The organism is Methylobacter sp. S3L5C (genome assembly GCF_022788635.1).
Lineage (GTDB): Bacteria > Pseudomonadota > Gammaproteobacteria > Methylococcales > Methylomonadaceae > Methylobacter_C.
Window position 1 is genome coordinate 953,819 of sequence record NZ_CP076024.1, and the last position, 24,947, is coordinate 978,765.

24 protein-coding genes are annotated in these 24,947 nt (G+C 44.0%); 7 read left to right on the plus strand and 17 right to left on the minus strand.

The window, feature by feature from the left end:
* Positions 1-56: 56 nt before the first annotated feature.
* The 4 genes from KKZ03_RS04480 to nth all read right to left on the minus strand — a co-directional run bounded on the left by KKZ03_RS04480 (position 57) and on the right by nth (position 3,082).
* A complete protein-coding gene (locus KKZ03_RS04480) occupies positions 57-830 on the minus strand; it encodes a DUF2063 domain-containing protein (RefSeq protein WP_243220347.1) in 774 nt (257 codons plus the stop codon).
* Positions 811-1,662 (minus strand): DUF692 domain-containing protein, encoded by an 852-nt coding sequence (locus KKZ03_RS04485; protein ID WP_243220349.1) that lies wholly within the window; start codon positions 1,660-1,662, stop codon positions 811-813. Before KKZ03_RS04485 ends, KKZ03_RS04480 begins: the two co-directional genes overlap by 20 nt.
* Positions 1,663-1,766: 104 nt before the next feature.
* Entirely contained in the window at positions 1,767-2,228 is a 462-nt protein-coding gene (locus tag KKZ03_RS04490; protein WP_243220350.1) for a hypothetical protein, read from the minus strand.
* Positions 2,229-2,449: 221 nt separating this feature from the next.
* Complete coding sequence (gene nth / locus KKZ03_RS04495) at positions 2,450-3,082, minus strand: endonuclease III (RefSeq protein WP_243220351.1); 633 nt, start codon at positions 3,080-3,082, stop codon at positions 2,450-2,452.
* A gap of 420 nt (positions 3,083-3,502) precedes the next feature.
* Between nth and KKZ03_RS04500 the strand changes: the two genes are divergently transcribed.
* Genes KKZ03_RS04500 through KKZ03_RS04510 form a run of 3 tightly spaced genes read left to right on the plus strand, consistent with a single transcriptional unit; the run spans position 3,503 to position 9,294 of the window.
* Positions 3,503-4,705: an efflux RND transporter periplasmic adaptor subunit gene (locus KKZ03_RS04500; protein WP_243220352.1), complete on the plus strand. Its 1,203-nt coding sequence runs from the start codon at positions 3,503-3,505 to the stop codon at positions 4,703-4,705.
* A gap of 4 nt (positions 4,706-4,709) precedes the next feature.
* Complete coding sequence (locus tag KKZ03_RS04505) at positions 4,710-7,874, plus strand: efflux RND transporter permease subunit (RefSeq protein ID WP_243220353.1); 3,165 nt, start codon at positions 4,710-4,712, stop codon at positions 7,872-7,874.
* Positions 7,861-9,294 (plus strand): efflux transporter outer membrane subunit, encoded by a 1,434-nt coding sequence (locus KKZ03_RS04510; protein ID WP_243220354.1) that lies wholly within the window; start codon positions 7,861-7,863, stop codon positions 9,292-9,294. The genes KKZ03_RS04505 and KKZ03_RS04510 overlap by 14 nt, the downstream gene beginning before the upstream one ends.
* A gap of 59 nt (positions 9,295-9,353) precedes the next feature.
* Here the strand turns inward: KKZ03_RS04510 and KKZ03_RS04515 are convergent, their stop codons facing one another.
* Together KKZ03_RS04515 and KKZ03_RS04520 are read right to left on the minus strand one after the other, a co-directional pair.
* A complete protein-coding gene (locus KKZ03_RS04515; RefSeq protein ID WP_243220355.1) occupies positions 9,354-9,986 on the minus strand; it encodes a pyridoxamine 5'-phosphate oxidase family protein in 633 nt (210 codons plus the stop codon).
* 389 nt (positions 9,987-10,375) lie between these two features.
* Complete coding sequence (locus tag KKZ03_RS04520) at positions 10,376-10,573, minus strand: TetR/AcrR family transcriptional regulator (protein WP_243220356.1); 198 nt, start codon at positions 10,571-10,573, stop codon at positions 10,376-10,378.
* Between the two features lie 119 nt (positions 10,574-10,692).
* Here KKZ03_RS04520 and KKZ03_RS04525 point away from each other — a divergent pair, with 119 nt between their 5' ends.
* Both KKZ03_RS04525 and KKZ03_RS04530 read left to right on the plus strand, forming a co-directional pair.
* Positions 10,693-10,863: a hypothetical protein gene (locus tag KKZ03_RS04525; RefSeq protein ID WP_243220357.1), complete on the plus strand. Its 171-nt coding sequence runs from the start codon at positions 10,693-10,695 to the stop codon at positions 10,861-10,863.
* A gap of 232 nt (positions 10,864-11,095) precedes the next feature.
* Positions 11,096-11,437, plus strand: coding sequence for a zinc ribbon domain-containing protein YjdM (locus tag KKZ03_RS04530; RefSeq protein WP_243220358.1), 342 nt, complete (start codon positions 11,096-11,098; stop codon positions 11,435-11,437).
* 208 nt (positions 11,438-11,645) lie between these two features.
* Here KKZ03_RS04530 and KKZ03_RS04535 read toward each other — a convergent pair whose 3' ends face one another.
* The 10 genes from KKZ03_RS04535 to KKZ03_RS04580 form a co-directional block, all read right to left on the minus strand.
* Positions 11,646-12,413 carry a flagellar brake protein gene (locus KKZ03_RS04535; RefSeq protein WP_243220359.1) on the minus strand — a complete coding sequence of 256 codons (768 nt, stop codon included), beginning with the start codon at positions 12,411-12,413 and terminating at the stop codon, positions 11,646-11,648.
* A gap of 196 nt (positions 12,414-12,609) precedes the next feature.
* Positions 12,610-13,410 carry an ethanolamine ammonia-lyase subunit EutC gene (gene eutC, locus KKZ03_RS04540; RefSeq protein WP_243220360.1) on the minus strand — a complete coding sequence of 267 codons (801 nt, stop codon included), beginning with the start codon at positions 13,408-13,410 and terminating at the stop codon, positions 12,610-12,612.
* Positions 13,411-13,418: 8 nt separating this feature from the next.
* On the minus strand, positions 13,419-14,804 hold the full coding sequence (locus KKZ03_RS04545; RefSeq protein WP_243220361.1) for an ethanolamine ammonia-lyase subunit EutB: 1,386 nt from the start codon (positions 14,802-14,804) through the stop codon (positions 13,419-13,421).
* A 265-nt stretch (positions 14,805-15,069) separates the two neighbouring features.
* Positions 15,070-15,246 (minus strand): hypothetical protein, encoded by a 177-nt coding sequence (locus tag KKZ03_RS04550; protein WP_243220362.1) that lies wholly within the window; start codon positions 15,244-15,246, stop codon positions 15,070-15,072.
* A gap of 213 nt (positions 15,247-15,459) precedes the next feature.
* Positions 15,460-16,731: an MFS transporter gene (locus tag KKZ03_RS04555; RefSeq protein WP_243220363.1), complete on the minus strand. Its 1,272-nt coding sequence runs from the start codon at positions 16,729-16,731 to the stop codon at positions 15,460-15,462.
* Between the two features lie 626 nt (positions 16,732-17,357).
* A complete protein-coding gene (locus KKZ03_RS04560) occupies positions 17,358-17,942 on the minus strand; it encodes a reverse transcriptase domain-containing protein (RefSeq protein ID WP_243220364.1) in 585 nt (194 codons plus the stop codon).
* A gap of 57 nt (positions 17,943-17,999) precedes the next feature.
* Positions 18,000-18,248: a hypothetical protein gene (locus KKZ03_RS04565; protein ID WP_243220365.1), complete on the minus strand. Its 249-nt coding sequence runs from the start codon at positions 18,246-18,248 to the stop codon at positions 18,000-18,002.
* 975 nt (positions 18,249-19,223) lie between these two features.
* Positions 19,224-19,856, minus strand: coding sequence for an IS5 family transposase (locus KKZ03_RS04570; RefSeq protein ID WP_243220366.1), 633 nt, complete (start codon positions 19,854-19,856; stop codon positions 19,224-19,226).
* Positions 19,857-20,204: 348 nt separating this feature from the next.
* Positions 20,205-20,759 (minus strand): transposase, encoded by a 555-nt coding sequence (locus tag KKZ03_RS04575; protein WP_243220367.1) that lies wholly within the window; start codon positions 20,757-20,759, stop codon positions 20,205-20,207.
* Entirely contained in the window at positions 20,746-21,036 is a 291-nt protein-coding gene (locus tag KKZ03_RS04580; protein WP_243220368.1) for a hypothetical protein, read from the minus strand. The genes KKZ03_RS04575 and KKZ03_RS04580 overlap by 14 nt, the downstream gene beginning before the upstream one ends.
* Positions 21,037-21,540: 504 nt before the next feature.
* Between KKZ03_RS04580 and KKZ03_RS04585 the strand changes: the two genes are divergently transcribed.
* Together KKZ03_RS04585 and KKZ03_RS04590 are read left to right on the plus strand one after the other, a co-directional pair.
* Positions 21,541-22,443: a phosphoribosylaminoimidazolesuccinocarboxamide synthase gene (locus tag KKZ03_RS04585; protein ID WP_243220369.1), complete on the plus strand. Its 903-nt coding sequence runs from the start codon at positions 21,541-21,543 to the stop codon at positions 22,441-22,443.
* Positions 22,440-23,912 carry a UbiA family prenyltransferase gene (locus KKZ03_RS04590; RefSeq protein WP_243220370.1) on the plus strand — a complete coding sequence of 491 codons (1,473 nt, stop codon included), beginning with the start codon at positions 22,440-22,442 and terminating at the stop codon, positions 23,910-23,912. The genes KKZ03_RS04585 and KKZ03_RS04590 overlap by 4 nt, the downstream gene beginning before the upstream one ends.
* Before the next feature lie 243 nt (positions 23,913-24,155).
* Here the strand turns inward: KKZ03_RS04590 and KKZ03_RS04595 are convergent, their stop codons facing one another.
* On the minus strand, positions 24,156-24,674 hold the full coding sequence (locus tag KKZ03_RS04595) for a transposase (protein WP_243220371.1): 519 nt from the start codon (positions 24,672-24,674) through the stop codon (positions 24,156-24,158).
* Positions 24,675-24,947: the final 273 nt, after the last annotated feature.

Here is a 24,947-nt window from a genome sequence, read left to right on the forward strand (position 1 = left end):
TAAGACTTTTACAAGGTAGGGGCAATTCCTTGATTGTCCTAATACTTGCCTCGAACTCAAGCTAAAATAATAATCGTTTTTTCTGCCAGTTCTTTTAAAATCTGCAAACCGCCAGCAATAATGATTTCCGGGTCAGGGTGATTGGATTCTTTTGCGACCTGCTGCAAACAATCTTCCACCAACAGCTTTTCATGTTCCTGAATAATTTCCAGTAATCGGTAAGTCATTGGCGTAATTTCAATAAAATTAACATTATCTTCACTGTTACGGTAAACAATCAAAAATGTTAGTTGTTCAGGTGCTGCCAAAGGTAAAAAAACAGGGGCTATTTTATGAACAGGATATTGATAAGCCAATGGCCAAGCTAACGGTGACAAAGAAACAGACTGTTTAAGGAAATTATTTAAATCCGGGTTACTGCTAACGACCTCCTCTTTGGCAATGGATAAGGCCATTTCTACCCATTCATAATGAGCCAACTCAAGCATAAAGGGAAAATCATCTGAGCTATTCCGTTCATTTTGCAAGTAATCCAGAAATTCTTCCGGAATTTGTGAAAAATGCGGCGATTGGCACGGATGTTTTACAAAAAAATCCTGAACCAAAGCCAACCATTGCTGATCGTTAAGTATCTTTCTTAAAACCGGAAAATTGCCCGACAAAAATCCCTCAATATTATTAAAAAATAACTCCCTGTACATAACCATACGTGACTCTTTAACATCTGCCGGAACAGGGTTTTTTTGAGGATCTCTAATATAAGCAGCAAATTCATCCTGTTTGCTTTTAAAGTCAACACGACCATCGGCTTTAAGCGGATTGTTTTTCATGCTGTGTTCTCCACGCGTTTTGCATCGTTCTGATCGTATCGACTTCTGTTAATAACTCAGGCATAGCGGGAATATTAAAGTCGCGTTCCAACAAAGTTGGAAATATGCCATACAGCTCGTAGGCTTTGCCCAACAATTTCCATACCGGGTCAACAATATCGGCACCGTGCGTATCAACCAGAAAATCCTCAGCTTCAACGTAATGTCCGGCAATATGGGCATAAGCAATACGGTGTGCCGGCATAGCCTTTAAAAAAGCCTCGGCATCGTAATGGTGATTAACACTGTTGACATAAATATTATTGATATCGATCAATACATCGCAGTCTGCTTCTTCAATAACGGCATTGAAAAATTCTATCTCAGGCATTTCCTGTCCTGGAGCGGCATAATAAGAAACATTTTCAATGGCTATTTTTTGCTCAAGAATATCTTGCACACGCTTAATGCGTGCGGCGGCATGTGAAACCGCTTCAGAGGTAAACGGAATCGGCATCAGATCATACATGTGCCCGCCTTTACTGCAGTAGCTCAAATGTTCACTATAAAGTTTCATTTGATGTTCAGCCATGAACTGTTTGACATCATGGACAAATTTTTCATCCAGCGGATCTGTGCTGCCTATCGACAATGACAAACCATGACAAACAAAATCAAAACGTTCAGTCATTGCACGAAATTGTTTACCAAATTTACCACCGATAGTGATCCAGTTTTCAGGAGCAACTTCATAAAAATCGATATTTTTTGGCGTCGTTTCAACAAGCTGACTTAACAAAGGTCGGCGCAGGCCCAAACCTGTACCATGAACGAGATGTTGAGTTGTGTCCATAAGAACACCTGTGATTGATTTACTGGAAACTGGAAGGCATGATGTCATGCCTTCACTATTGCAAGTGTTAGTTGGGGCATAAACTAAACCCTATTAACACTTTTTTATTTTGCTGGAGCAGCTGGAGTTGCAGGCATATTCATTTTATCGCCGCAAGCGCCTTCTTTGCCCTTCATTGACTCGCCTTTGTTCATTTCACCGCAGGCACCTTCTTTGCCTTTCATCATGGCACCACAAGAAGCTTCCATACCGGGCTTCATTTTACCGTCTTTCATCATGTCACCACATGAGCCTTCGGTAGCTTTTGCTGCTGCTGGTGCAGCCGCAGCATGATTTTTAGCACCTGCACAGGCGCCTTCCGGAGCTTTAGGTTTAGCCATTCCGCCCATAGCAGCGCCACAAGACATTTCTGCGGCTTTATCCGCTTCAGCAACCTGCATATAACCAGCCGACAGCTCGGTCATGCCAAATGGATTAACTTCCGCATTAGCAGCAGTTACAGCAAACGTTGAAATTAAAACAGCACCCATAGCAGCAACTAAAGGTGTTTTATTGATTTTTTTCATTTTGACTCCCAAATATTATTATAAAGGTTCGATAAGTAAAACTTATCGAATAAAACCATCATACCAAAGACCGATAAATAAATATCCTTTTACCCGAACATAGTAGCTTCATCCTGACTGTAAAAGTCTTAAAGAGTTCAGCCATCATCACTAAACAGCACTCGGACAAGATGCTAAATAGATACAGATACAAGGCCTATCGCTATCTTTAGCTTGAAAATTTAGCTTGTTTTCTCGTTAAAATCACACAGGTCTTGAATGACACAACTGTAGCACTTTGGTTTTCTTGCAATGCAAGTATATCGGCCATGCAAGATTAGTAAATGGTGAGCGTCTTTTTTATGTTGTTTAGGCACCCATTTATTTAGCTTACGCTCCACTTCCAGAACATTTTTACCCGGCGCAATACCGGTGCGGTTAGAAACCCTGAATATATGGGTATCCACAGCAATGGTAGGATGGCCAAAAGCCGTATTAAGAATGACGTTGGCCGTTTTTCTACCAACGCCTGCCAAGGCTTCCAGTTGCTCCCGGGTTTCAGGAACATGACCACCATGTTGTTCCAGTAACTGCCGGCAAAGCTTTATTATATTTTCACCTTTGGTATTGTATAAGCCGATAGTTTTTATATAGTCTTTTAATTTTGCCAAACCCAATGCCAAAATGCTGTCAGGCGTATTGGCAGCGGCAAATAATAGGGTGGTTGCTTTATTAACGCCCTTATCGGTCGATTGCGCTGATAAGACGACCGCAATAAGTAATTCAAAGGAACTGCTATAATTTAGCTCTGTGGTAGGTTCCGGTATTGCTACCGACAGCCTGTCAAAAATAGCCTGGCGTTTTTGTTGATTCATAATGAGTTTTAAAATAATCCCGTGCGTCATGAACAGTTATTATGGCAAAGATTCTATTCTACACGATCACTATCTTGGCTTTTAGTGGATCAAAAAACCATCAAAAAGAACAGAAAGCATTATAAATAAAATTTTTTCAAGCATTATAAAAAGTACCCCTTGTTCAGATAAATTTCTCTACGGATAGTCGATGGACTCTTAACCTTATCTCGGAACAACTGGAATTTTTTTTCTTATACTGCATGGGTATGGTATCTTTCTCGTCAAATTAGACGGTTGAATGTTCTCAGTGGACGCCTATTTGGTTTTTTTGATCGATAGAGTCTATACCCTCTAAATTTTTTAACAGTCGTTATATTTACCATATGAATTCAAGTGAATTCATAACCATTTAATCACTTTGAACTGTTACAGGGTTTTATGAAAATCACTCAAAATCTGACTTTATTCAACAGATATCGCTCCAGTCGTTTCCCCAATACGATCTTGTTCTTACCTGCTATTTTTGGATTATTGATCAGCGGCTGCGAAAAACCCAAACAACCGGTCGCAGCAAGTTTACCCACAGTCAAAGTCACCCAAGTCGTTCAGCAGGATGTACCCGTAGAGCAAGTATGGATAGGTACACTGGATGGCATGGTTAACGCCCAAATCAATGCACAAGTTACCGGTTATTTAATTAAGCAAAATTACAAAGAAGGCGAGTTGGTTAAAAAAAACCAACTCCTCTACCAAATTGACCCTCGCACTTTTGAAGCGACCCTCGCACAATCAAAGGCTAATCTGGCGCAGCAACAAGCAGTACTGATAACCAATCAACTTGCCATGGACAGAGTCAAACGCCTGTTACCCGAAAAAGCGGTCAGTGTCCTGGACCGTGATAATGCCGTGGGTGCAGTGGCAAGTTCACAAGCACAAGTCTTGGCGGCACAAGCGGCCGTTGAAAGTGCCCAGTTAAATCTGGGGTTTACTAAAATCACCTCACCTATTAGCGGTATAGCCGGCATATCAAAAGCGCAACTTGGTGATTTAGTGGGACCTGGCAGTACCAGTAATGCGCTTACCCAAGTATCCCAGGTAGAACCTATTCGCGCTTATATCGGCTTGAACGAAAAACAATATTTTCATTTGGCTGAGAGCGAAAAACAACGTGGTACAAACCAACCTGAACCCGTACCTTTACAGTTAACACTAGCCAATAACTCTATTTACCCTCATAACGGCACGTTTTACTTTGCCGACCGGCAAGTGGATGTTAATACCGGCACCATTAAAATTGCCGTGCTATTTCCAAATCCCGATAACATTCTGCGCCCCGGGATGTATGCGCGCATTCGTGCCACCACATCGGTCAAGCATGATGCTTTAGTCGTGCCGCAACAAGCCTTGATCAAGTTACAAACAGCGACTCAACTGGCCGTGGTCAATGCCGATAAAAGCATCAGTATTCGTTCGGTAAATCCGGGTGAAACTACTGGTTCTATGGTTATTATTGACGACGGCTTGAAACCTGGTGAGCAGGTTGTCGTTGAAGGCCTGCAAAAAATTCGCGATGGTATGAAAGTAAATCCGGAGCTTTATAAAGAACCAATGCCGACGACTGGCAACAGCGCGGAGCAATAATTCAATGGCCAAATTCTTTATAAATCGACCTATCGTAGCGATGGTAATAGCCATTCTTATGGTTATTCTTGGTCTGGTGGCAATGGCGGGTTTGCCGATTGCCCAGTTTCCCAATTTAGCGCCGCCTGAAATTCAAGTGAGCACCACTTATAACGGTGCTGACGCCCTGACCATGGAACAATCGGTGGCAACCCCTATTGAACAGCAAATGTCAGGGGTCGATAACATGACCTACATGTATTCCATTAACACCAATAGTGGTAATACCAATTTACGGGTCGATTTTGATGTCAGCACTGACCCAAATACCGACCAAATTCTTGCGCAAATGCGCGAAACTCAAGCAGCTTCCCAGCTTCCTTCTGCGGTTAATAATTTCGGCGTAACCGTGCAAAAGTCTACCGTCGCCCCACTATTGATGTTTGCCTTGTATTCACCCAAAGGCACATATGACAATGTTTTTCTGGCTAATTATGCTTACATCAATCTTAATGACAAGCTGACCCGTATTAAAGGGATCTCCACGGTTTCAGTTTTTGGTGCCGGTCAGTATGCCATGCGTATTTGGGTAAAACCCGACAAGTTGGCATCGCTGGATATTACTATCCCGGAAATTGTTAATGCCATTCAAGCGCAAAACACGGTTAATCCGGCCGGACAAGTCGGCGGCGAACCCATACCTAACGGTCAGGAATTTACCTATGCCTTGCGCGCACAAGGACGTTTGCAAACCGAAGAGGATTTTGGCAACGTTATTTTACGTGTAGATAAAACCGGCTCAACGGTACGTATTAAAGACGTTGGTCGAATTGAATTAGGAGCACAAAATTACGCAGTTTCCAGTCGTTTAAACGGACAGCCCACCGCACTAATTGCGCTTTATCAATTGCCCGGCTCCAATGCTCTCGATGCCGCTAACGGTGCCAAGGCCTTAATGGCCGAACAAAAAAAGAGCTTCCCGGCTGATTTTGATTATGCCGTAGCGCTGGATACTACGCTGGCAGTGACTGAGGGGATTGATGATATTGTGCAAACGCTATTTGAAGCCTTGGCGCTGGTTATTATCGTCGTCTATCTGTTTTTGCAAAGTTGGCGGGCTACGCTGATTCCCTTACTGGCTGTGCCGGTGGCTTTAATCGGTACATTTGCATTTTTTCCAATGTTTGGTTTTTCCATTAATACGTTATCCCTGTTCGGTCTGGTACTGGCTGTCGGTTTGGTGATTGATGATGCGATAGTCGTAGTGGAAGCAGTAGAGCACCATATCGAGGAAGGTCTATCGCCTAAAGATGCTTCGTTTAAAGCCATGGAGGAAGTTTCAGGTCCGGTTATTGCCATTGCCATAATTCTGGCTGCGGTATTTGTGCCAACGGCTTTTATTCCAGGCATTACCGGACGTCTTTATCAGCCGTTTGCATTAACAATAGCCATATCAGTGGCACTGTCGGCATTTAACGCCTTAACCTTAACACCGGCTCTGTGTGCCTTACTGCTTAAGCCAAAACCAAAGCAAAAAAGCACCAATCTGTTACAACGATTTTTTGATAGCTTTAACCGTATTTTTGGTCGCATTACCGACGGTTACGTTGGCGTTTGCGGTACCCTCATTCGTCGCAGTTTTTTTGGATTAATGCTTTTGCTGGCGCTAACGTTGTGTGCCGGTTTCTTAGGCAATAAAATCCCTGCCAGTTTTTTACCGGATGAAGACCAAGGCTATATCTATGGTGCCTTACAACTGCCAAATGCCTCATCGCTGCAAAGGACTAGTGAAATGGCCAGCCAAGTTGAAGAAGTGTTAAAAAACACCGCGGGTGTTCAATACTATTCAACCGTACTTGGCTACAACATGCTTAGTCAGGCCAACACGACCTACAACGCATTTTTCTTTATTACCCTAAAAGATTGGGCAGAGCGTAAAGCGCCAAATGAGCAATACACGGCCATTAAATTAGCCATTAATAAAGAATTAAGCAAACTGCCCGGAGGTGTCGCTTTAGTATTTCCACCGCCTGCCATTCCGGGTGTAGGAACCTCGGGCGGAGTCAGCTTTGTGCTTGAAGACAGAAGCGGTGATACCGTTCAGTTTTTAGCCGACAATACTGAAAAATTTATTAAAGCCGCGCAACAACGTCCTGAATTGGCGGGGGTTTTTACGACACTGATAGCCGCAACTCCGCAATTATATGTCGATGTCGATAAAGATAAGGTTATTAAACAAGGTGTAAATTTGGCTGATGTTTATCAGACCATGCAGTATTACATGGGTAGTGGTTTTATTAATTACTTTAACCGCTTTGGTCGGCAATGGCAGGTTTATCTCGAAGCTGAAGGCGAATACAGAAAAACACCAGAGCCCTTGGGTCAGTTTTATGTCCGCAATAAAAATGGTACAACCGTGCCTTTATCGGCATTGACCACTGTTCGTGAAACCAGTGGCCCGGAATTTACCATGCGTTATAACCTGTATAGAAGCGCCCTGATTAATGCCTCAGCCAAGCCGGGTTATACCTCGGCACAAGCGATGCAGGCACTGGAGGAAGTCTTTGCCGAAACCATGCCATCAACAATGGGCTACGACTACATGGGCATGAGTTATCAGGAAAAAATTGCCCAGCAAGGACTATCACCAATGGTTATTTTTGGTTTTTCATTACTGTGTGTATTTTTGATTTTAGCGGCGCTTTATGAAAGCTGGAGTTTACCGTTCAGCGTTTTATTGAGCACGCCTGTTGCCATATTTGGTGCCTTTGCAGCCTTGATGCTGGGACAGTACGCCAATAATGTTTATGCACAAATCGGCTTGGTCATGCTGATTGGTTTGGCGGCCAAAAACGCCATTTTGATTGTAGAATTTACCAAGATGGGTGTAGACCAGGGCAAGCCGTTGGTTGAAGCAACCTTGGCAGGAGCGCGTTTACGACTACGACCTATTTTAATGACCAGTTTGGCGTTTATTTTAGGCTGTGTACCTTTGGCTTTAGCCGATGGTGCCGGTGCTTTGGGACGACAAGTTATTGGTTACGTGGTCATTGGCGGTATGACAGCAGCCTCGTTTATTGCTATCTTTTTGATTCCCTTAAGTTTCTATACGGTTGAAAAGCTGTCGAATCGAGGCAAACCGGAAGCTGTAGCCGACAGCCAACAGGAGCACAAAAATGACCAGGAATAAATTACTGTTGTTGTTACTTGGCATCTCACTAACCGGTTGTTTTAAAGTAGGGCCTGATTATAAACGTCCCGATATTGATACCCCCAGCCATTGGCGTAACAATGAAACCGATGCACTGCTTAATGCAACCAATAATCAATGGTGGCAACAGTTAGGCGACCCGGAACTGAATCGCCTGATAAAACAAGCGATTCAGGGCAATTATGATTTAAAAATAGCCATTGCCAATGTTGAACAATATATGGGTTTGTACGGCTCAACACGCGCCAATTTATTTCCACAGATTACCGGCTCGTTTAAAACCCAACATCCACAACCGGCTACCTCGCCACAATTTAGGCCGGACGGTGATTCTTATAATCTGAACGGAGGCATGAACTGGCAAATTGATATTTGGGGGGAATTAAGACGTGCCAACGAAGCGGCAATGGCAAACCTTCTCAGTCAGGAAGCAACGCGCCAAGGCGTAATGTTAACCCTGGTCAGTCAAGTTGCCAAAACTTACATTAATTTACGTGAACTCGACAAACAACTGGAAATAACCAAAGAAATCGTGGCAATTCTTAAAGAAGGCTTGCGCATTAACACCATACGTTTTCAAGAAGGCTACACCTCTGAACTGGAAGTTGAACAAACGGATTCTGAATATCAACTACAAAGTGCGCAAATCCCCCTATACGAGCAGCGCATCGCCTTAACTGAAAATGCCTTAAATGTTTTATTGGGAAAAAATCCAGGCCCCATTGCACGCGGCTTGACCCTGGATAAACTTAAACTTCCGGCGATACCGGAAGGCTTGCCTTCCGATCTGTTAATAAGACGACCTGATATTGGCCGGGCAGAGCAACAATTGATTGCTGCAAATGCGCGAATCGGCGTTGCCAGAGCACAATATTTTCCGAATATTTCCCTGACGGGTAGCGTAGGACAAATCAGCTCACAACTTGGTAGCCTTTTTGCACCCGGTGCCAATTTCTGGACAATAGGCTCGGCGATAGTCACGCCTATATTTACTGCGGGTAAAATTGCAGGACAAGTACAAGCCGCCGAAGCCGTTCAAAAAGCCGCGTTAGCTAATTACAAACTAACCATTATTACCAGCTTTAGCGAGTTTGAAAATGCACTGGTTAGTCTGATTAAAACGAAAGAACAAGAAGGTAAGCAAGTTGATCGAGTGGGTGCCAATAGTCGCTATTTCAATCTATCACGTATTCGTTATCAAGAAGGCTATGTTGATTACTTGAATGAACTGGATGCGATAAGACAATTAGTCAGTGCCCAGATTGATCTTACCACTGCGCGCGCATCGACTTTTAACTCTGCCATTGCTTTATACCTTGCCATGGGTGGCGGATGGATAGTTGCCGAGGAGAAGTCGGCCAATATACCCAAACCAAAACCGGCCGCCTATTTTCCCTAGCTTTTGCAGTTCCTCATAGCGCCAGTTATTATCCCTGGCGCTATGGCACTTTATTTCTGCTAATTACGATTTATCGTCGCTGCCGGATCTTGTAGATCTCCGGCTAAATGCGCATCGCGGGCTGGCAGGACATCTGCAACCATTTCCAGACGCTTCCAGTCTGGTGCGGGTGTTTGACAATGTTTTTTGGGAACAAAAGATGACTCTTCAACCAATACCATTTTGTGAATATAGCGGGGGCAATTAGGAAACATTTCCCGCAAGGTTACCCGCAAGACTATTTCTGCCTCAGGCCAGTGAGCCAATAACGGGTCGTTTTCCTGTATAAAAGCACTGCCGTTTAAGCGCAGGCGTGCCTGTCTTTGAAAATCGATGAACAATAAACCAACATGTGGATTGACCAAGACATTGCCAGCGGATAGATACATGCCGTTGCCATCGTAAATTGGAAAGGCCACCGTGTATTCATCGATAACTTTAACGAGGCCGACACCACCGCCTTTATAGGAACAGTTTGGCCGTCCCTCCTGATCAACCGTCGCCAGAAAAAACATGTTTTGTTCCTCGATGAAAACCTTATCTTCGGGGCTGATCTGATGAGAAATAATGGTCTCGGCCAGACGATCAGCCATGGGCTGCGTTTCAAACTGATTTTGTAATTTACGACTACCTTCATGAAAAAATTTACTCATCGCTCCTCCCGGGAGTTAACTATTGTGGAGATCTGTTAATTTAAAAATGCTTACCGCAAGTTGTCCTCAATAAGTATGATAGCCGCCTGCTTGGCTTGTATAGCCGTACCCGAATGACGCTCTATTTGTTCCCAGACAATAGCGCCTTCAATCAGCAAGCTTAATTACAGAGCCAAATTCTCAGGAAACTTGGAACCGCATTGCCTTGCCAAGTCGGCAATATAGTTCCGAAATTTATCATAGAACTCTATGGACACTTGAGGCACAGGATTGCCTTCAAGCGGAAATTCAGCGGCAGCGTTGATAAAAGCGCAACCTCAAGCCACATCAAAAATCGCCAATAACTTGGCTTTTGGGTTATCCGCTTTGCCGTCAACCTGACCTGTAAACTACGTTCGAAAATCCTCATCTCGTTTCCGCAGGAAAGCTATCACCAGATCAACCTTGGAAGGAAAGTACTTGTAAATGCTCATTTTTGTGGTGTTTGCAACTTTGACAATCGCATCAACTCCTGTGGCTCTAACACCTTGGTTATAAAAAAGTTCTGATGCAGCAACCAAAATTTTTTCTTGAATAGTTATAGGCATAAGCAAAAAGACGGATGACTGATAATGTTTCGGCTATACCGATCGGTATACCACAGTCAAACAATTTGACCAGTCAGTCTACATAATTATAACAAACAATTTAAACAACAAGAGACGTAATGAAAATATTCTTAATTGGTGCTGGCTGGTTGTCATTGGCGGAATTGCCAATCCTTGTGTCTTTGTTATCGCTGCATTTGATACCGGTTTTTGGGAGAAAACCCTTTGGAAAGTCTATACAGCGCTTAGTTTTATTATTACAACCATTGGCTTTGCCTGGGTTGGCATAACATTATTAAATTACGCCTTGTCAATATAGCAATTAACTGCTGCACAGACCTTTCATTAAGGTGATTTTGCAGCCTTTTACGACTTGATACCGGATATCGTAGATTTTCTCAATCATCTATCAACTGCACTTTCAAGTTTAATCGACAATAATCACCTGAATCTGGCATCATAACGCATCAAGACACCTTGTATCCCACTTGGTTGAGACAACCTATGTTAAGGTAAAAAGTAATGAGTAACCTCCCCAAATGCCCTGCCTGTGATTCAGAATTCACCTACGAAGATGGTAGCCAATATATCTGTCCTGAATGCGCACACGAATGGCCAAAAGACGGGGCAACTGAAGATAACACCGATGCCAAAATTATTAAGGATGCAAATGGCAACGTCCTGCAAGACGGCGATACCATCACCGTCATCAAAGACCTTAAAATCAAAGGTACATCACTGGTTGTCAAAGTCGGCACTAAAGTCAAAAATATCCGCCTGGTAGACGGTGATCATGATATTGACTGCAAAATTGATGGTATTGGTGCCATGAAACTTAAATCAGAGTTTGTTAAAAAAATCTAATATCTGAAACTCTCCTGATTATAAAAACAAGCGGTGGGAAACTTCTCCACCGCCTGCCATTTTTAATATGGCAGTTCAAATCGTTTGGAAATCAAGCTGTTTTCTGTCAGAGAATTTGTAAGAACAACCTGAAAATATTTAAAGACTGATAAGGTTAAAAGGTCAATCATCGGCTATTGATGTGTCCTCTTACCTCAATAGCATCTTATTACTTTATTACCTTCGCTATTCGCTCCAGTTGATAAGTATAGAGCTGAATCAGCCGCTCGTTGCCGTGAGATGGTGCAATATATTGAAAACCAATACGATATTTGGTAGAGCCGTCTTTAACAGGCATTGGCTGGATACGTTGTACTTGCAGGGCGAGACTAGCCATCCCTATCTCTGGACAATCCATTTTGCAACCAGTAAATACAGTGCCTATTGATATTGCAAGATCTAATGGATCGGCGGCTATCATGCCAACACCACCCACGCTAATATCAACAAGAGGAAGTTCTAATATCTTACTCATCTCCGCATTAGTTTCATCTAATATAGGTATATGGCACAGCACAGGTGTTTCAATCGGAGTGTCAATACGATAAAACTCGCGGCGCTGCAAACGGACCATACTTTTAGGTAAATCTATTTTGATTGCGTTACTGCCAGCCAGATTGGTCATGGATAATTTTGTACTGACCCATCTGATTTCGATGCCATCTTCTTTGATGAACCTGACATGTTGACTCGCTATTAACCTGTTGTTAAAAGCTTCGTCGCAGCCAATATCAAGATGCACGGAAAGGTTTTTCTCATCGAGAGAAATGACTGTAGTTGAACAGACATCATTGACGTTATTGGCGTTGTTGAATGACACATTAAGCATGGTATTGTCATTCAATAACCCGGTCAATATTTGGATGATGGCTTTCACATTGCGAATAACGTACTGCTGTTCATCCGGAAACTGGGTACCGTCTTCCATCAATTTCATCTTATATTTTCTCTATTACTGTTAACGGCTACAGTATAAAAGGTTTTATTGACTTAGCCAGCATATTAAATTGCATCAGTTGTTTATCATCAAAACCGTTCTGATATTCAAGGCATTTGTTTGAATATCAGGCATCTGGTTTGGTCATCTCATCAGTCGTTAACAAGTACCATACCTACACTATATTCTTCAACCATCAATCCAATAAAAAATTGACCTGCTGCTGATCATCCAGTCCCGTGTCCGTTGTTTCGTCTTTTAAATTAACACCAGAAAACTGACATTTTTCAGACTTATTGATTAAAAACAGCAATTTCTTTAACGCCTGCTCATAACTTAATCCGTTGTTATGAATATTGGAAATACAATTGCGGTCGGCATCGGTGCTTATACCCAATTTGGCCTGATAGGTGTAGTAAATACCCATGCTGTCAGACGAGCTTAAACCGGGGCGTTCACCAATCAAGATTATGCTCAATCTGGCGGCATAATATTCTGCGATGGCATCGCCGATGGCTACCCGACCGTGTTTAACGAGACACACGGGTGCTAGTCTGTAGGCGTTTGCATGCAGTTGTGGTAGCAATAAACTTAAGAAAGGTTCTGCGTGACGGGCTATGGCTTTTGACGATAAGCCGTCGGCAACCACGACAACCGCATCCACATGGCTTTTTCCGGTATGCAGTAAACAGCCCATCGCCAAGGTATTTAACAAGCGTCCAAGATCAGGGCGTTGAAGGTACATGGACTGGTTTTCTGCCTGAGATTGCAAGATCTGCGTTTGATAACCCAGCAAGTTTACCTGTTTTTCCAGGCGCGTAAAATCTAATGGAATATGGACGGCATCGCGGGCCAGAGCATGCGCTAACTGAAAGTCCAGACAGGCGCGGGTTGGCAGGCTTATACCTGTGCGTCCCAAGGCAATACGCGCGGAAGTAAATTGGCTTAAGTTGTGCCAAGGATCAAGGGCAATCCCTGTTTCATTATTTTTACTCATCGCCTTACTCACTTAAGTTTTTGCACGGCCGATTTAAATAATGCGGGAACATCCGCATGTTGAAGTAACTGATGATCTGCATTGAAAATTTGATGTTGTTGTAACCATTGCTCAAACTCGGGCGCAGGTCTAAGTCCCAACACTTGGCGCACATACAGTGCATCATGAAATGAAGTCGATTGATAATTAAGCATAATGTCATCAGCCCCCGGAATACCCATAATAAAAGTACCACCGGCTGCGGCAAAAGCAGTCAGTAACATGTCCATATCATCCTGATCGGCTTCGGCATGGTTTGTATAGCAGACATCACAGCCCATCGGCAGACCCATTAATTTGCCACAGAAATGATCTTCCAGACCGGCGCGGATAATCTGCTTGCCGTTGTAAAGATATTCCGGTCCGATAAAACCGACCACAGTATTAACCAATAGTGGTTTAAATTTGCGAGCGATGGCATAAGCCCTGACTTCACAGGTTTGTTGATCCAGTCCTTCATGAGCATTGGCAGACAGCGCACTGCCCTGTCCGGTTTCAAAATACATGCAATTATCGCCCAACGTTCCTCGTGCCAGTTCCAGTGCAGCACTATGGGCTTCTTGTAATAACGTCAAATTAATGCCAAAGCTGTCATTGGCTTTTTGCGTTCCGGCTATGGATTGAAAAACCAAATCAACCGGCGCACCGTGTTCGATGGCTTTTAAGGTGGTGGTCACATGGGCCAGCACACAGGATTGCGTCGGAATTTGATAACGATCAATCACGTCACTCAGCATGTGCAGCAAACGTAAGGTTGCTTCAAGATTATCAGAAGCAGGATTAATGCCAATGACTGCATCGCCGCAACCATACAACAAACCATCCAGAAGACTGGCAGCAACACCGGCGGGATTATCGGCAGGATGATTGGGTTGCAAACGCGTAGACAAACGGTTTTCAAGGCCGATAGTGCCTCGGAAGCGGGTAATCACTCGACATTTTTTGGCAACCAGAATCAAATCCTGGATTCGCATAAGCTTGGATACAGCGGCCACCATTTCCGGTGTCAAGCCTGGGGCGATGGCAGATAAAATATGTGTGGTCGCGTGCTCAGATAATAGCCAGTTACGAAAATCGCCGACTGTCAGATGACTGACAAGGGCAAATGCAACACTGTCATGCTCGTCAATGATCAGGCGAGTCACTTCATCTTGTTCATAAGGCACCAGCGCCTCATTAAGAAACTGTTTTAACGGGACATCAGCAAGTACCCATTGCGCAGCGACCCGCTCAAGATTATTGTCAGCCGCTACCCCAGCTAAATAATCGCCCGAACGAGACGGTGATGCCTTTGCCATTAAATTGCGCAACGTTTTAAAATCGTAGGTCAGATTTGCTATATGCACTTTATACATGATTGACTTATCCTGAGCTATTCGGGATATTCAAGATAGCATGATATTGTAAAAATGTTATTACATAGGGCTATAGGCGTTAAACTTGTAGCAGAAAAATACACGGCCAGCCAAATCAATCAGATTATTTTTGCTGGCGTTATGTTAATCAAGCAAAACTGGCCACGATAATTGTGTATAACGTTGATAGAATGGCTAATGGCCGGCACATAACCACCCAGGCATTCGGGTTGCGCTGGATAGCGGTTGAATTGACAAAAATAAGTTAAGCGAAGTAATCAGTAGCGCCAAACCAATCTACCGTATTTTGATGAGTAGTCGCCGGATTTTCACTAACTAACTCATCAAGGACATATTCCAGCCCATAAAAATTACCATTATCAAAAGCCTGATTTATAAATGCGACAAAATTACTTGGCGCTTCTACGTTTTGATTAATCATCTTGTACCTTCCTGTTTTACTAACTAATGAGCAGATTTAAACGATATACAGATAAATTATCCAGCCATGATCAGCGATAATTTCTGTAATTACGGTCTACAATATGCTTTGTTAACTGAACAGAAACTGAAGGTAGTTTTATAGAGCGAAACTTAAAATGCTCTATCTTTATCTTAAATAACGGAGATATCGGTGCAATACTGCCAATACCTGTTACACCCAATGATTATCACGGGTTTCACGCATCAGATATACGGCAAAAAGACTGATAATAGCCGCCAGCGAAACATAGCCACCAACCCAGGCTAAACCGCCTACGGTAACCAGGCGTTGCGCAATATAAGGCGCAAACGAAGCACCCAGTATGCCACCCAGATTATAGGCAGTTCCGGCACCGGTATAGCGTAAAGCAGGCGGGAATAGTTCCGGCAATAAAGCTCCCATGGGCGCGAAGGTGGCTCCCATTAAAAACAACTCCAATGACAAAAAAGCGGTAATTATCAATGGAGAGCCGCTTTCCAACATGGGTTGTAAAGCAAAACCGGACAGAAATGCAGCGCTACCGGCGACCAGCAAAACAGGACGGCGTCCGAAACGATCACCAGCCCATGCCGATAAGGGCGTGGCGGCTGCCATAAACAATACCGCCACACTTAACATACCCAGAAATTGCTGACGTGGGATATGTAAGGTAGTGGTGCCATAACTTAAAGAAAACACCGTTGAAATATAAAACAAGGCATAGCAAACTACCATCGCCAATGCTCCCAACGCCAAGGGGATAAGATGATGCTTGACTATTTCTTTAACCGGTAAAGCTACCCGTTGGTGCTGCTGCAGTACGTTGGTAAATACCGGCGTTTCCGCCAAAGCCAGCCGGACATAAAAACCGATCATTACCAAAACCGAACTGGCAATAAACGGTAATCGCCAGCCCCAGTCTTTAAACTCTTGTTCACTCAAGAAATTAGCAAGCAACAAAAAACTGCCGGTTGCGAAAAGAAATCCAACTGGCGGCCCTAATTGGGGAAACATGCCGTACCAACCACGCTTGCCAGCGGGTGCGTTCTCGGTAGCCAATAGCGCCGCACCACCCCATTCTCCGCCCAAACCAATACCCTGACCAAAACGTAATAAACACAACAAGACGGGAGCCCATGCGCCAATCACATCATAGCCAGGTAAAAAGCCTATTAATGTTGTAGAGATACCCATTACCAGCAATGATGCGACTAGCGTTGTTTTGCGGCCGATACGGTCGCCAAAATGCCCGAACAACATCGCACCCAAAGGCCGGGTAAGAAAAGCGATCGCAAAGGTAAGAAAGGCACTTAATGCTTGAGTAGTTGGATTACCGCCGGGGAAAAATACCGGCCCAATAACCAATGCCGCTGCCATGCCATAGATATAAAAATCATAGAATTCAATGGCAGTACCAATAAAACTGGCAAAAGCAATACGTGTAACGGAGGTGGTTTTGGACAATTGATCGCCTACTGTTTGATATTATGAAGTAAATGAAGGGAGTCGCTATTTTTGCGAAAGATTTTTCCGGGCTTCCTGCTCGAAAAATCAGCAAAAAATTACGCGACCGCCAATGCCTTCGGCTGCCCCGATTCGTCCTCGTCACCTCGTTTCTACCCAACAAGGGGGCGAAACATAGGTTCCAAAGACTTGACGCTGTTTCGTAAAGCCTGCATTTTATCGGGTCAGAGGAGGCCGCAGCCTCCGACTGCCCACAGAACCGTGCGTACGGATCCGTACACGGTTCGTCACGTAAGGCGTATCCATTGTGAAACTTCAAACCAATGTGCCATTTTCTGGTCGGATCGTACTTTCTGTCCTTTCAGGTTAATAAACCAACTGTTGGGATAAGCCCGCGTTACCGCTCGCTCGGCTGAGAGCACCCAACGGCTGTTATTTGAAAAGACGGCATTAGCTGCCTGTTTTAGTGGTACAGCCTGCTTGACCAGCGAGTGATAAAGAGGCTTTTTACGCTTTTGCTGATAAACCAACCGTTACCTTAATCGTCGCCGAATGTGGGCTTCAATTTTCATCAATTGGGATGGGTAATTGGTCAATCAGTAATAATTTGACCAACCCACGTACCATTAATTGATTTCTTTCAAAGTGGTATCTAGCGTTTTATAGGTGCCTCGCGGCGTTAGCACCTTGACTTTAGCCATGGCAGTTTGCTGGGCTTTATGCTCAATGGCAATCGTCCCATTAACCACGGTAAAACCCAATAACTTTACCTTATCAGATAAAGCGACTCTGCTTTTATCCTGATTCACCTGAAGTTTAAGCGTCTTTTCAATGAACCGGCTGATCGTTTCCATCACTCGCTCCGCCGCCTTTTTCGACTTGACCAAGAGGTTACAGTCATCGGCTAACCGACAAAATTCCAGTCCGTGTTTTTCCAGTTCCTGATCAAGTTCATCCAGAACGATGTTGCTCAGCAAAGGGCTTAAGGGGCTGCCTTGCATCGCTCCTTCCTTGCTGGGATTGACGACACCATTGATCATAACACCACTACGCAACAATAGGCCAATTAAGCGTAGTACGCGTTTATCGGCTATCTTCTGCCCCATACGGGCTATAAGCCGATCATGGTGAATACGATCAAAGAATTTCGATAGATCAATATCCACCACAAAAGGCTTACCACTGTTGATAATCTGTTGCGCTGCCTGCACCGCTTGATGCGGACTCCGCCCAGGGCGGAAGCCAGAGCTGTTCGGTGAAAAATTCGGCTAAAAAATCGGTTCCAGCAGCAGTTTTAAAGTTGTCTGTACCACACGATCCCACACCGTCGGAATACCAAGCAAACGTATCCCTTTGCCATCCGGCTTCGGGATTTCTACTCGGCGTACTGACGAGGGTTGATAAGTCCACGTTGTCAATTCCTGTTGCAACTGGCTTAGCTCTTCGTCCAAAGTGGCTTCAATGTCCGTTATACCCACGCCATCAATGCTGGGTGCGCCTCGGTTTCTTCTGACCAATTCTCGGCAATTGCTCCTGCATTGCTCTACCTCCTGCATCCATGCAGTCGAAAGCCTACGCCCAAATATAAAGTTGAGCAGAGGGTTTCAAAGAGTCTGGGTTCTTCAATTAATTGGCTCATGGTCGCTTACTTCACGCTTGTTTACAGAGGGCTTTCATCAATCTCGCACGGCTAATTCGTTCACTGTTTACAACGCGAATAGTTAACCGCTCCTATCAGGCTAATCTCAGTCCTCCAGTCTCTAATCAACGGCCATAGCCGCTTACGTGTTTCGCCCTTCACCTCCAACATCCTGTCGCTGATTCGATGCTTTACCCTCGTCCATGTCACCATAAATTCATCGGCACCGAACTTTACGATTACTACGGCTTCATCTGTAGATCCCCGATTCATAACGTCAACATCACTGCTGCGCTTAGGGCTTAAGGTGTCGCAGTTACACCGACCCAAACCGACGGCCCTTCACTGGGTAAGATAGTCACCTTTGTTTCGATCCACCTACCTTCAATACGACAACTCGTTACGGTGAGAATATCGGGCTTCGGTGGTTGCGGGCACCTTACCCCCTTGTTGCCGCCTTACGAAGATTCACTTTCGTTTAGGTGAACGATTTGGTTTCAGCTTCCTTCAGATTCCTCATTGGCTCTCAATAACCGTGCTTCCCTATTGGGTAGCTACGCAGAGTTTCTTTGGACACCCTTGCCTTCGCCTACATTTTCCCTTCTCACAGGGCAATGGCTGGACTTCCACCAGCTAGCTGACTAACATGCCAGTCGCACCACTGTCGCTCCGTTTCCCAGATTTTCAGATTTTCAGATTTTCAGATTTTCAGATTTTCAGATTTTCAGATTTTCAGCGAAGGAGTTTAAACGGTACTATTACCGTCAGCATTCCTTAATTATAGCAATGACTGACGGCACAAAGAATATCTTAGGAACAGCCCCTTTTTTCTAGGTTCTGTTGACGTTTCACCTTAGCTATAAAAGCACCGAGGAAAATGACAACATCCCCATGTAGTTAATAGCTTTTTTATCATATCGTGTAACAATTCTGCGATAGTGTTTAAATTTACCAAATATACATCAATGGCATGCCGCTCCTTATAATGCCAATAATCGCACTCAATATCTTCTTTTCGGTTCGATTTAGGTGGGATAACCGCTTTTATTTCACGACTGGCTAACCACTCCCGCAACTCGTTCGTGTCGTAGGCTTTGCCTGCTAAAACAGCTGAAGCATTAACATTTTCCAATAAAGATATGGCTTGCTTGCATTCAGTCTCCTGCCCACCCGTCAGGAAGAATTTGATGGGCATGCCCAAGGCATCACAAAGTGCGTGAATCTTACAACCAAACCCACCTTTGGAACGCCCAAGCGCTTCATTCTCAGCAGAACTATATGCCGCTCCAGTTGCGCAGGCATGTGCTCTAATAACTGAACCATCCATGGAAACATCCTGTAAATCAGCGTCTTCAGCAAGATGGCAGAGAATTTTACCCCATATACCATTGATGCACCAACGTGAAAAACGCTTGAAAATGCTATTCCATTTACCATACGTTGACGATAATACACGCCACTGTGATCCCGTACGTAATATCCACAAAATGGCATTAACAAAATGTCTTCAAATATCGGGTAATCCGATATGAACTCCAGGCAATTTTTTTAAGCTTGCCAAAATACAAGCCCACTCTTCATGGCTTAATTTTATCCGCTTCATTTCATTCGATACTTCGGATAGTTTACGCGGCGATAGCCCCATAGTTACAGAGGGCTGCAAAGCCCGGGCTGGATTTTATGACAGTAAAGTCGCCCCCTAAGTGGCAAGAAAATCTTTCCAATAAATGGGCATTGAATTTACGGGTATTTCAAATGGCGATGGAAATGACGTTACGGCCCACACCTTCCAAAGCTTGCTGCCGGTCTTCCAGACGCAGCAAATTCAGTGCGGTCAGTGAAGCATTGAATCGGAAGTCGCTTGGCAATAGCATAGTCCAGTGTACTGCTTGGCATCGCGAAACACGAACTCAATCTGAAATCTTGCTTTGTAATAGCGCAGGATGTCCAGCGCCGCACAGCCAGTGTCAGTGCAGAATAATAATGCCGTGTAGGTTTTGCCTTTTTCTTGTCGCACGATATAGACAATCCGCAGATTACGTTTGAACGTCGGCGAATTGACGGCAGCGGTATAGACGCGCTGGCCATCGATTTCTCCTGCCAGTTCAAAGCGTGACAAATCATCAAAACACACTTTGCCTGCAAACTTGCGAGGTCGACCTTTGGCTTTTTGTTCACCGGTATATAACCAGCGCAGATCGGCATCATGCCGTAACTTACTGGCCACGTACAGGCCATGTTCCACCACGCTATTAATAAACTTGGTCTTGGCGCAAAAACTGTCAGCAACCAGATAACGGATTTTCCCCAACAGTTGCTTGGTATCACGTTTGAGGTGATCAAGGTTAATTTCTATCCGGGTGATCCGACGTTCTTTAGGTGTTTTCATTGGCTTTGGTCTTGGATTTCTTATCGGCGTCTTGAGCCACCTTGTCTTCAGTATTGACGGCCGATTCTTTGACTACTTTAGGTACTTTGGGCAAAGCGGGAGCTTGGTAAGCAGATAAGGTATAGGCCATTTTGTGTGTTACATCCACCAAGGCCAGCAGTGAAATTTCCAGTCCACGTTCCGCTTGTCCCTGTGAACCGTTGCAAAACCAGTCCAGTCCGTAACTGCTGCGACCGCTTTTGGGTAAAAATGGCATCAATTGCTGATATCCATTCATCCTTATCCGTTAAATCTTTCAAGCTCAGCAAACTGAAGGTAACAAAATCGAACGAGCGATGAAACCATCTTGAAAAGGTTTTTTCATTCAGAGAACTATAACGGCCAAGGTTTCGGAAATTCATCCGTCCCGGCAGATATGTCAGGGCTGTTAGCAAGATGAATATAAACTTACGCTGCGGTTTTTTGCTACACTAGACATTTAGTGCAGAATGGGTTCTATTAAGTTCATGGAGGCCTTTAGCGTGTTGGGCTGTTATCGTCTTTGACTACATCTTCCCACGCTGGAGGCTTCCAGACTATTTTTAATCAAATCAAAACTGTCCGAAGTATTGATACCCAAATGGCGCAGTATATTTGTTGATTACCAGACGTAAAGTAAGTCTATATTGTGATTTGGGTAATTGTTTTTACCACGTAGGGAATAGATAAAATGACCACCAAGTAAGGTATATTCTTTGTAGAAAATTACCTTAACCCTTCTTTTAAATTTTAGCGAGGATTTATGACCGCTCCAGAAGCCCTATATCAATCAGCACTGTCGTCTCTAAAGCTACGCGCTCGCGGAAAAGTGCGTGATATTTACGATATTGATGATAAGCATATGTTGATCGTGACCACCGACAGACTTTCAGCCTTTGATGTGATTTTGCCTGATCCGATTCCGGGTAAAGGTCGAGTATTAACCCGAATTTCAAATTTCTGGTTTGATAAATTACAATCCATTATGCCCAATCATATTGCGGATATTCCGTTGGAGCAGGTAGTTCCTGATGCGGTTGAACGTGCTGAGATTGAAGGCCGTGCCATTGTGGTCAAGCTGTTAAAACCACTGCCGGTTGAAGCCATTGTGCGTGGTTATCTTATCGGTTCCGGCTGGAAAGATTATCAAAAATCAGGGGAGGTGTGCGGTATCAAATTGCCTGCCGGTCTGCAGCAAGCCCAGCAATTACCGGAAGCTATTTATACGCCATCGACAAAAGCCGCTGTTGACCAGCACGATGAAAATGTTGCTTTTGAAAAAACCGTTACCTTGATGGGGGAAGAACTGGCAGGACAAGTACGCGATGCCAGTTTGAAGTTGTACAAAATCGCCGCAGACTATGCCAAAGAGCGGGGCATTATTATTGCCGATACCAAATTTGAATTTGGGGTTGATGATGCCGGTGTTTTATATTTAATTGATGAGGCTTTAACGCCTGATTCATCAAGATTTTGGCCTGCAGATCAGTATCAGGTAGGCATTAGTCCACCCAGCTTCGATAAACAGTATATTCGTGATTATCTGGAAACGCTAGACTGGGATAAAACAGCTCCCGGCCCTTCACTCCCTACCGAAGTGGCAGCATTTTGTGCGGAAAAATATCGCGAAGCGGAAATCAGGTTAACTCAAAATTCATCAAAATGAGCAAAAAAATATCACAACAACAGCCATTATCCAGTAAAAGCAACGTGCCTGATGATTCTGTACCGCTTTTTGTCGATCTTGACGGAACACTTATAAAAACGGATTTGTTAATGGAAAGTGCTTTTATCTTATTAAAAAAGCAGCCGTGGATGTTGTTGGTTATGCTGTACTGGCTGGTATTTGGTATAGCTCGTCTTAAAGAAGAAATAGCGATACGTGCGGTAGTGGATTTTAGTGTTTTACCGTTACAAAAAGAGTTTATTGCTTTTTTAAAAAATGAGGCCAGGCAAGGGCGGACTTTATATCTGGCGACAGCCTCTGATCGTGGTTTGGCTGAGCCGGTGGCAAAACAACTGGGTTTTTTTAAGCAGGTATTAGCCAGTGACGGGCATCGTAACCTAAAAGGCTCAAACAAGCTCGAAGCTATCCTGACTTGCTGTAATGATGCCGCATTTGACTATGCGGGCAATGCGCGTGCTGATCTTGCTATTTGGGCTAAAGCGCGCCGAGCTATTATTGTTAATCCGGATGTTGGCGTAACTGCTACCGTCAGGAGGCGTCATTATCGCGTCGAAAGAGTATTCGATGATCGTCCTCCGCGTATAAAAACGTGGCTGCGTGCCTTTCGATTGCATCAGTGGGGCAAAAATGTGTTGCTTGGTGTACCTGTTTTTACCGCACATGTCTTTGATTTTTCTGCAATCACTCAGGTCGTGGTGGCGTTTATGGCTTTTGGCCTGATTGCATCCGCTACTTATTTATTAAATGAGTTGTTTGATGTCTCATCAGATAGGCATCATCCGCTTAAATATCAGCGCCCGTTTGCAGCAGGAGATATTGGACTGGATGCCGGTGTCTTGGGGATGGTCATGCTGTTCGGCGCAGGGCTTGGCTTGGCAGCTCAGATATCCAATAGTTTTCTGTTTATACTGTTGGCCTATTTTGGCTTAACGGTTAGTTATTCATTTTACTTCAAGCGGTTTGCGTTGATAGATGTGTTGATGCTCGCGATACTTTACACTTTTCGGATTATCGCGGGGGCTTATGCCATAGAAGTGCCGGTATCATCCGGGTTACTCGAATGCTCCCTGTTTATTTTTCTTAGTTTGGCACTGGTTAAGCGTTGTTCAGAATTAATAGCCATTCAAAGTGGCTCGCTGGAAACCGTCAAGGGCCGCGATTATAGGGTTTCCGACTATCCCGTACTTGGTGCAATGGGTATTGCCGCAGGGTACATATCAATATTGGTATTGGCTTTATTTATTGGCAGTCCTGAGAGCGCTGCAGAATATACCTACCCAGATTTATTATGGCTGTTATGTCCCTTAATGGCTTATTGGGTGTCCCGCTTGTGGCTAAAAACAGCGCGTGGCCAAATGCATGACGACCCACTGGTCTTTAGTTTAAAAGACCAGGCAAGTTGGATTGTTTTAATTATGATACTGATGGTTACTCTCGTATCGATATGAAAAGTGATGACCATTTTCTGAGCGATTGTAACGCTGATTTTTATCAGCGTTACAACAATGAAGGTCATAACAATACGAATTGTTTTAAGTTATTACAATTACAATACTTCGGATAGTTTACGCGGCGATAGCCCTATAATTACAGAGGGCTGCAAAGCCTTGGCTGGATTTTATGACAGTAAAGTCGATCCCTAAGTGGCAAGAAAATCTTTCCAATAAATGGGCATTGAATTTACGGGTCTTTCAAATGGCGATGGAAATGACGTTGCGGCTCGCACCTTCCAAAGCTTGCTGCCGGTCTTCCAAGTGCAGCAAATTCAGTGCGGCCAATAAGGCATTGAAATGGAAGCTCAATTTTGCTTCGGAAGTCGTTTGGCAATCACATAGTCCAGTGTATTGCTTGGCATCGCGGAACACGAATTCAATCTGAAATCTTGCCTTGTAATAGCGCAGAATGTCCATGGCGGCACAGTCAATGTCGGTGCAGAGTAATAATGCCGTATAGGTTTTGCCTTTTTCTTCCCGCACGATATAGACAATCCGCAGATTACGTTTGAACGTCAGCGCATTGACGACAGCGGTATAGACGCGCTGGCCATCGATTTCTCCTGCCAGTTCAAAGCGTGACAAACCATCGAAACACACTTTGCCTGCAAACATGCGAGATCGACCCTTGGCTTTTTGTTCACCGGTATATAACCAGCGCAGATCGGCATCATTCCGTAACTTACTGGCCAACGTCAAAATAATATTTTTTATCACCAGTTAGAAAAATATATATCAACATGAAAAGGTGGCTGTGTTAAGTGCATTTCTTTTTTTATTATTGAATATTTCGAAGAAGACGCGTTTAACCTATTAATAAATATGCCGTCTTGATTCAGACAAGGCTTTACCGTCAAGTAATGTTTAGGAAAGCCTAAAGGTCGTTTTACCCTATTTCATTACCGAAACGGATTAGCTTTTTAACCTGTTCAGCCACACAGAAAACCTGTAAGGCTGAAGCATTCCTTGCAACCGCTTGATTATCAAATT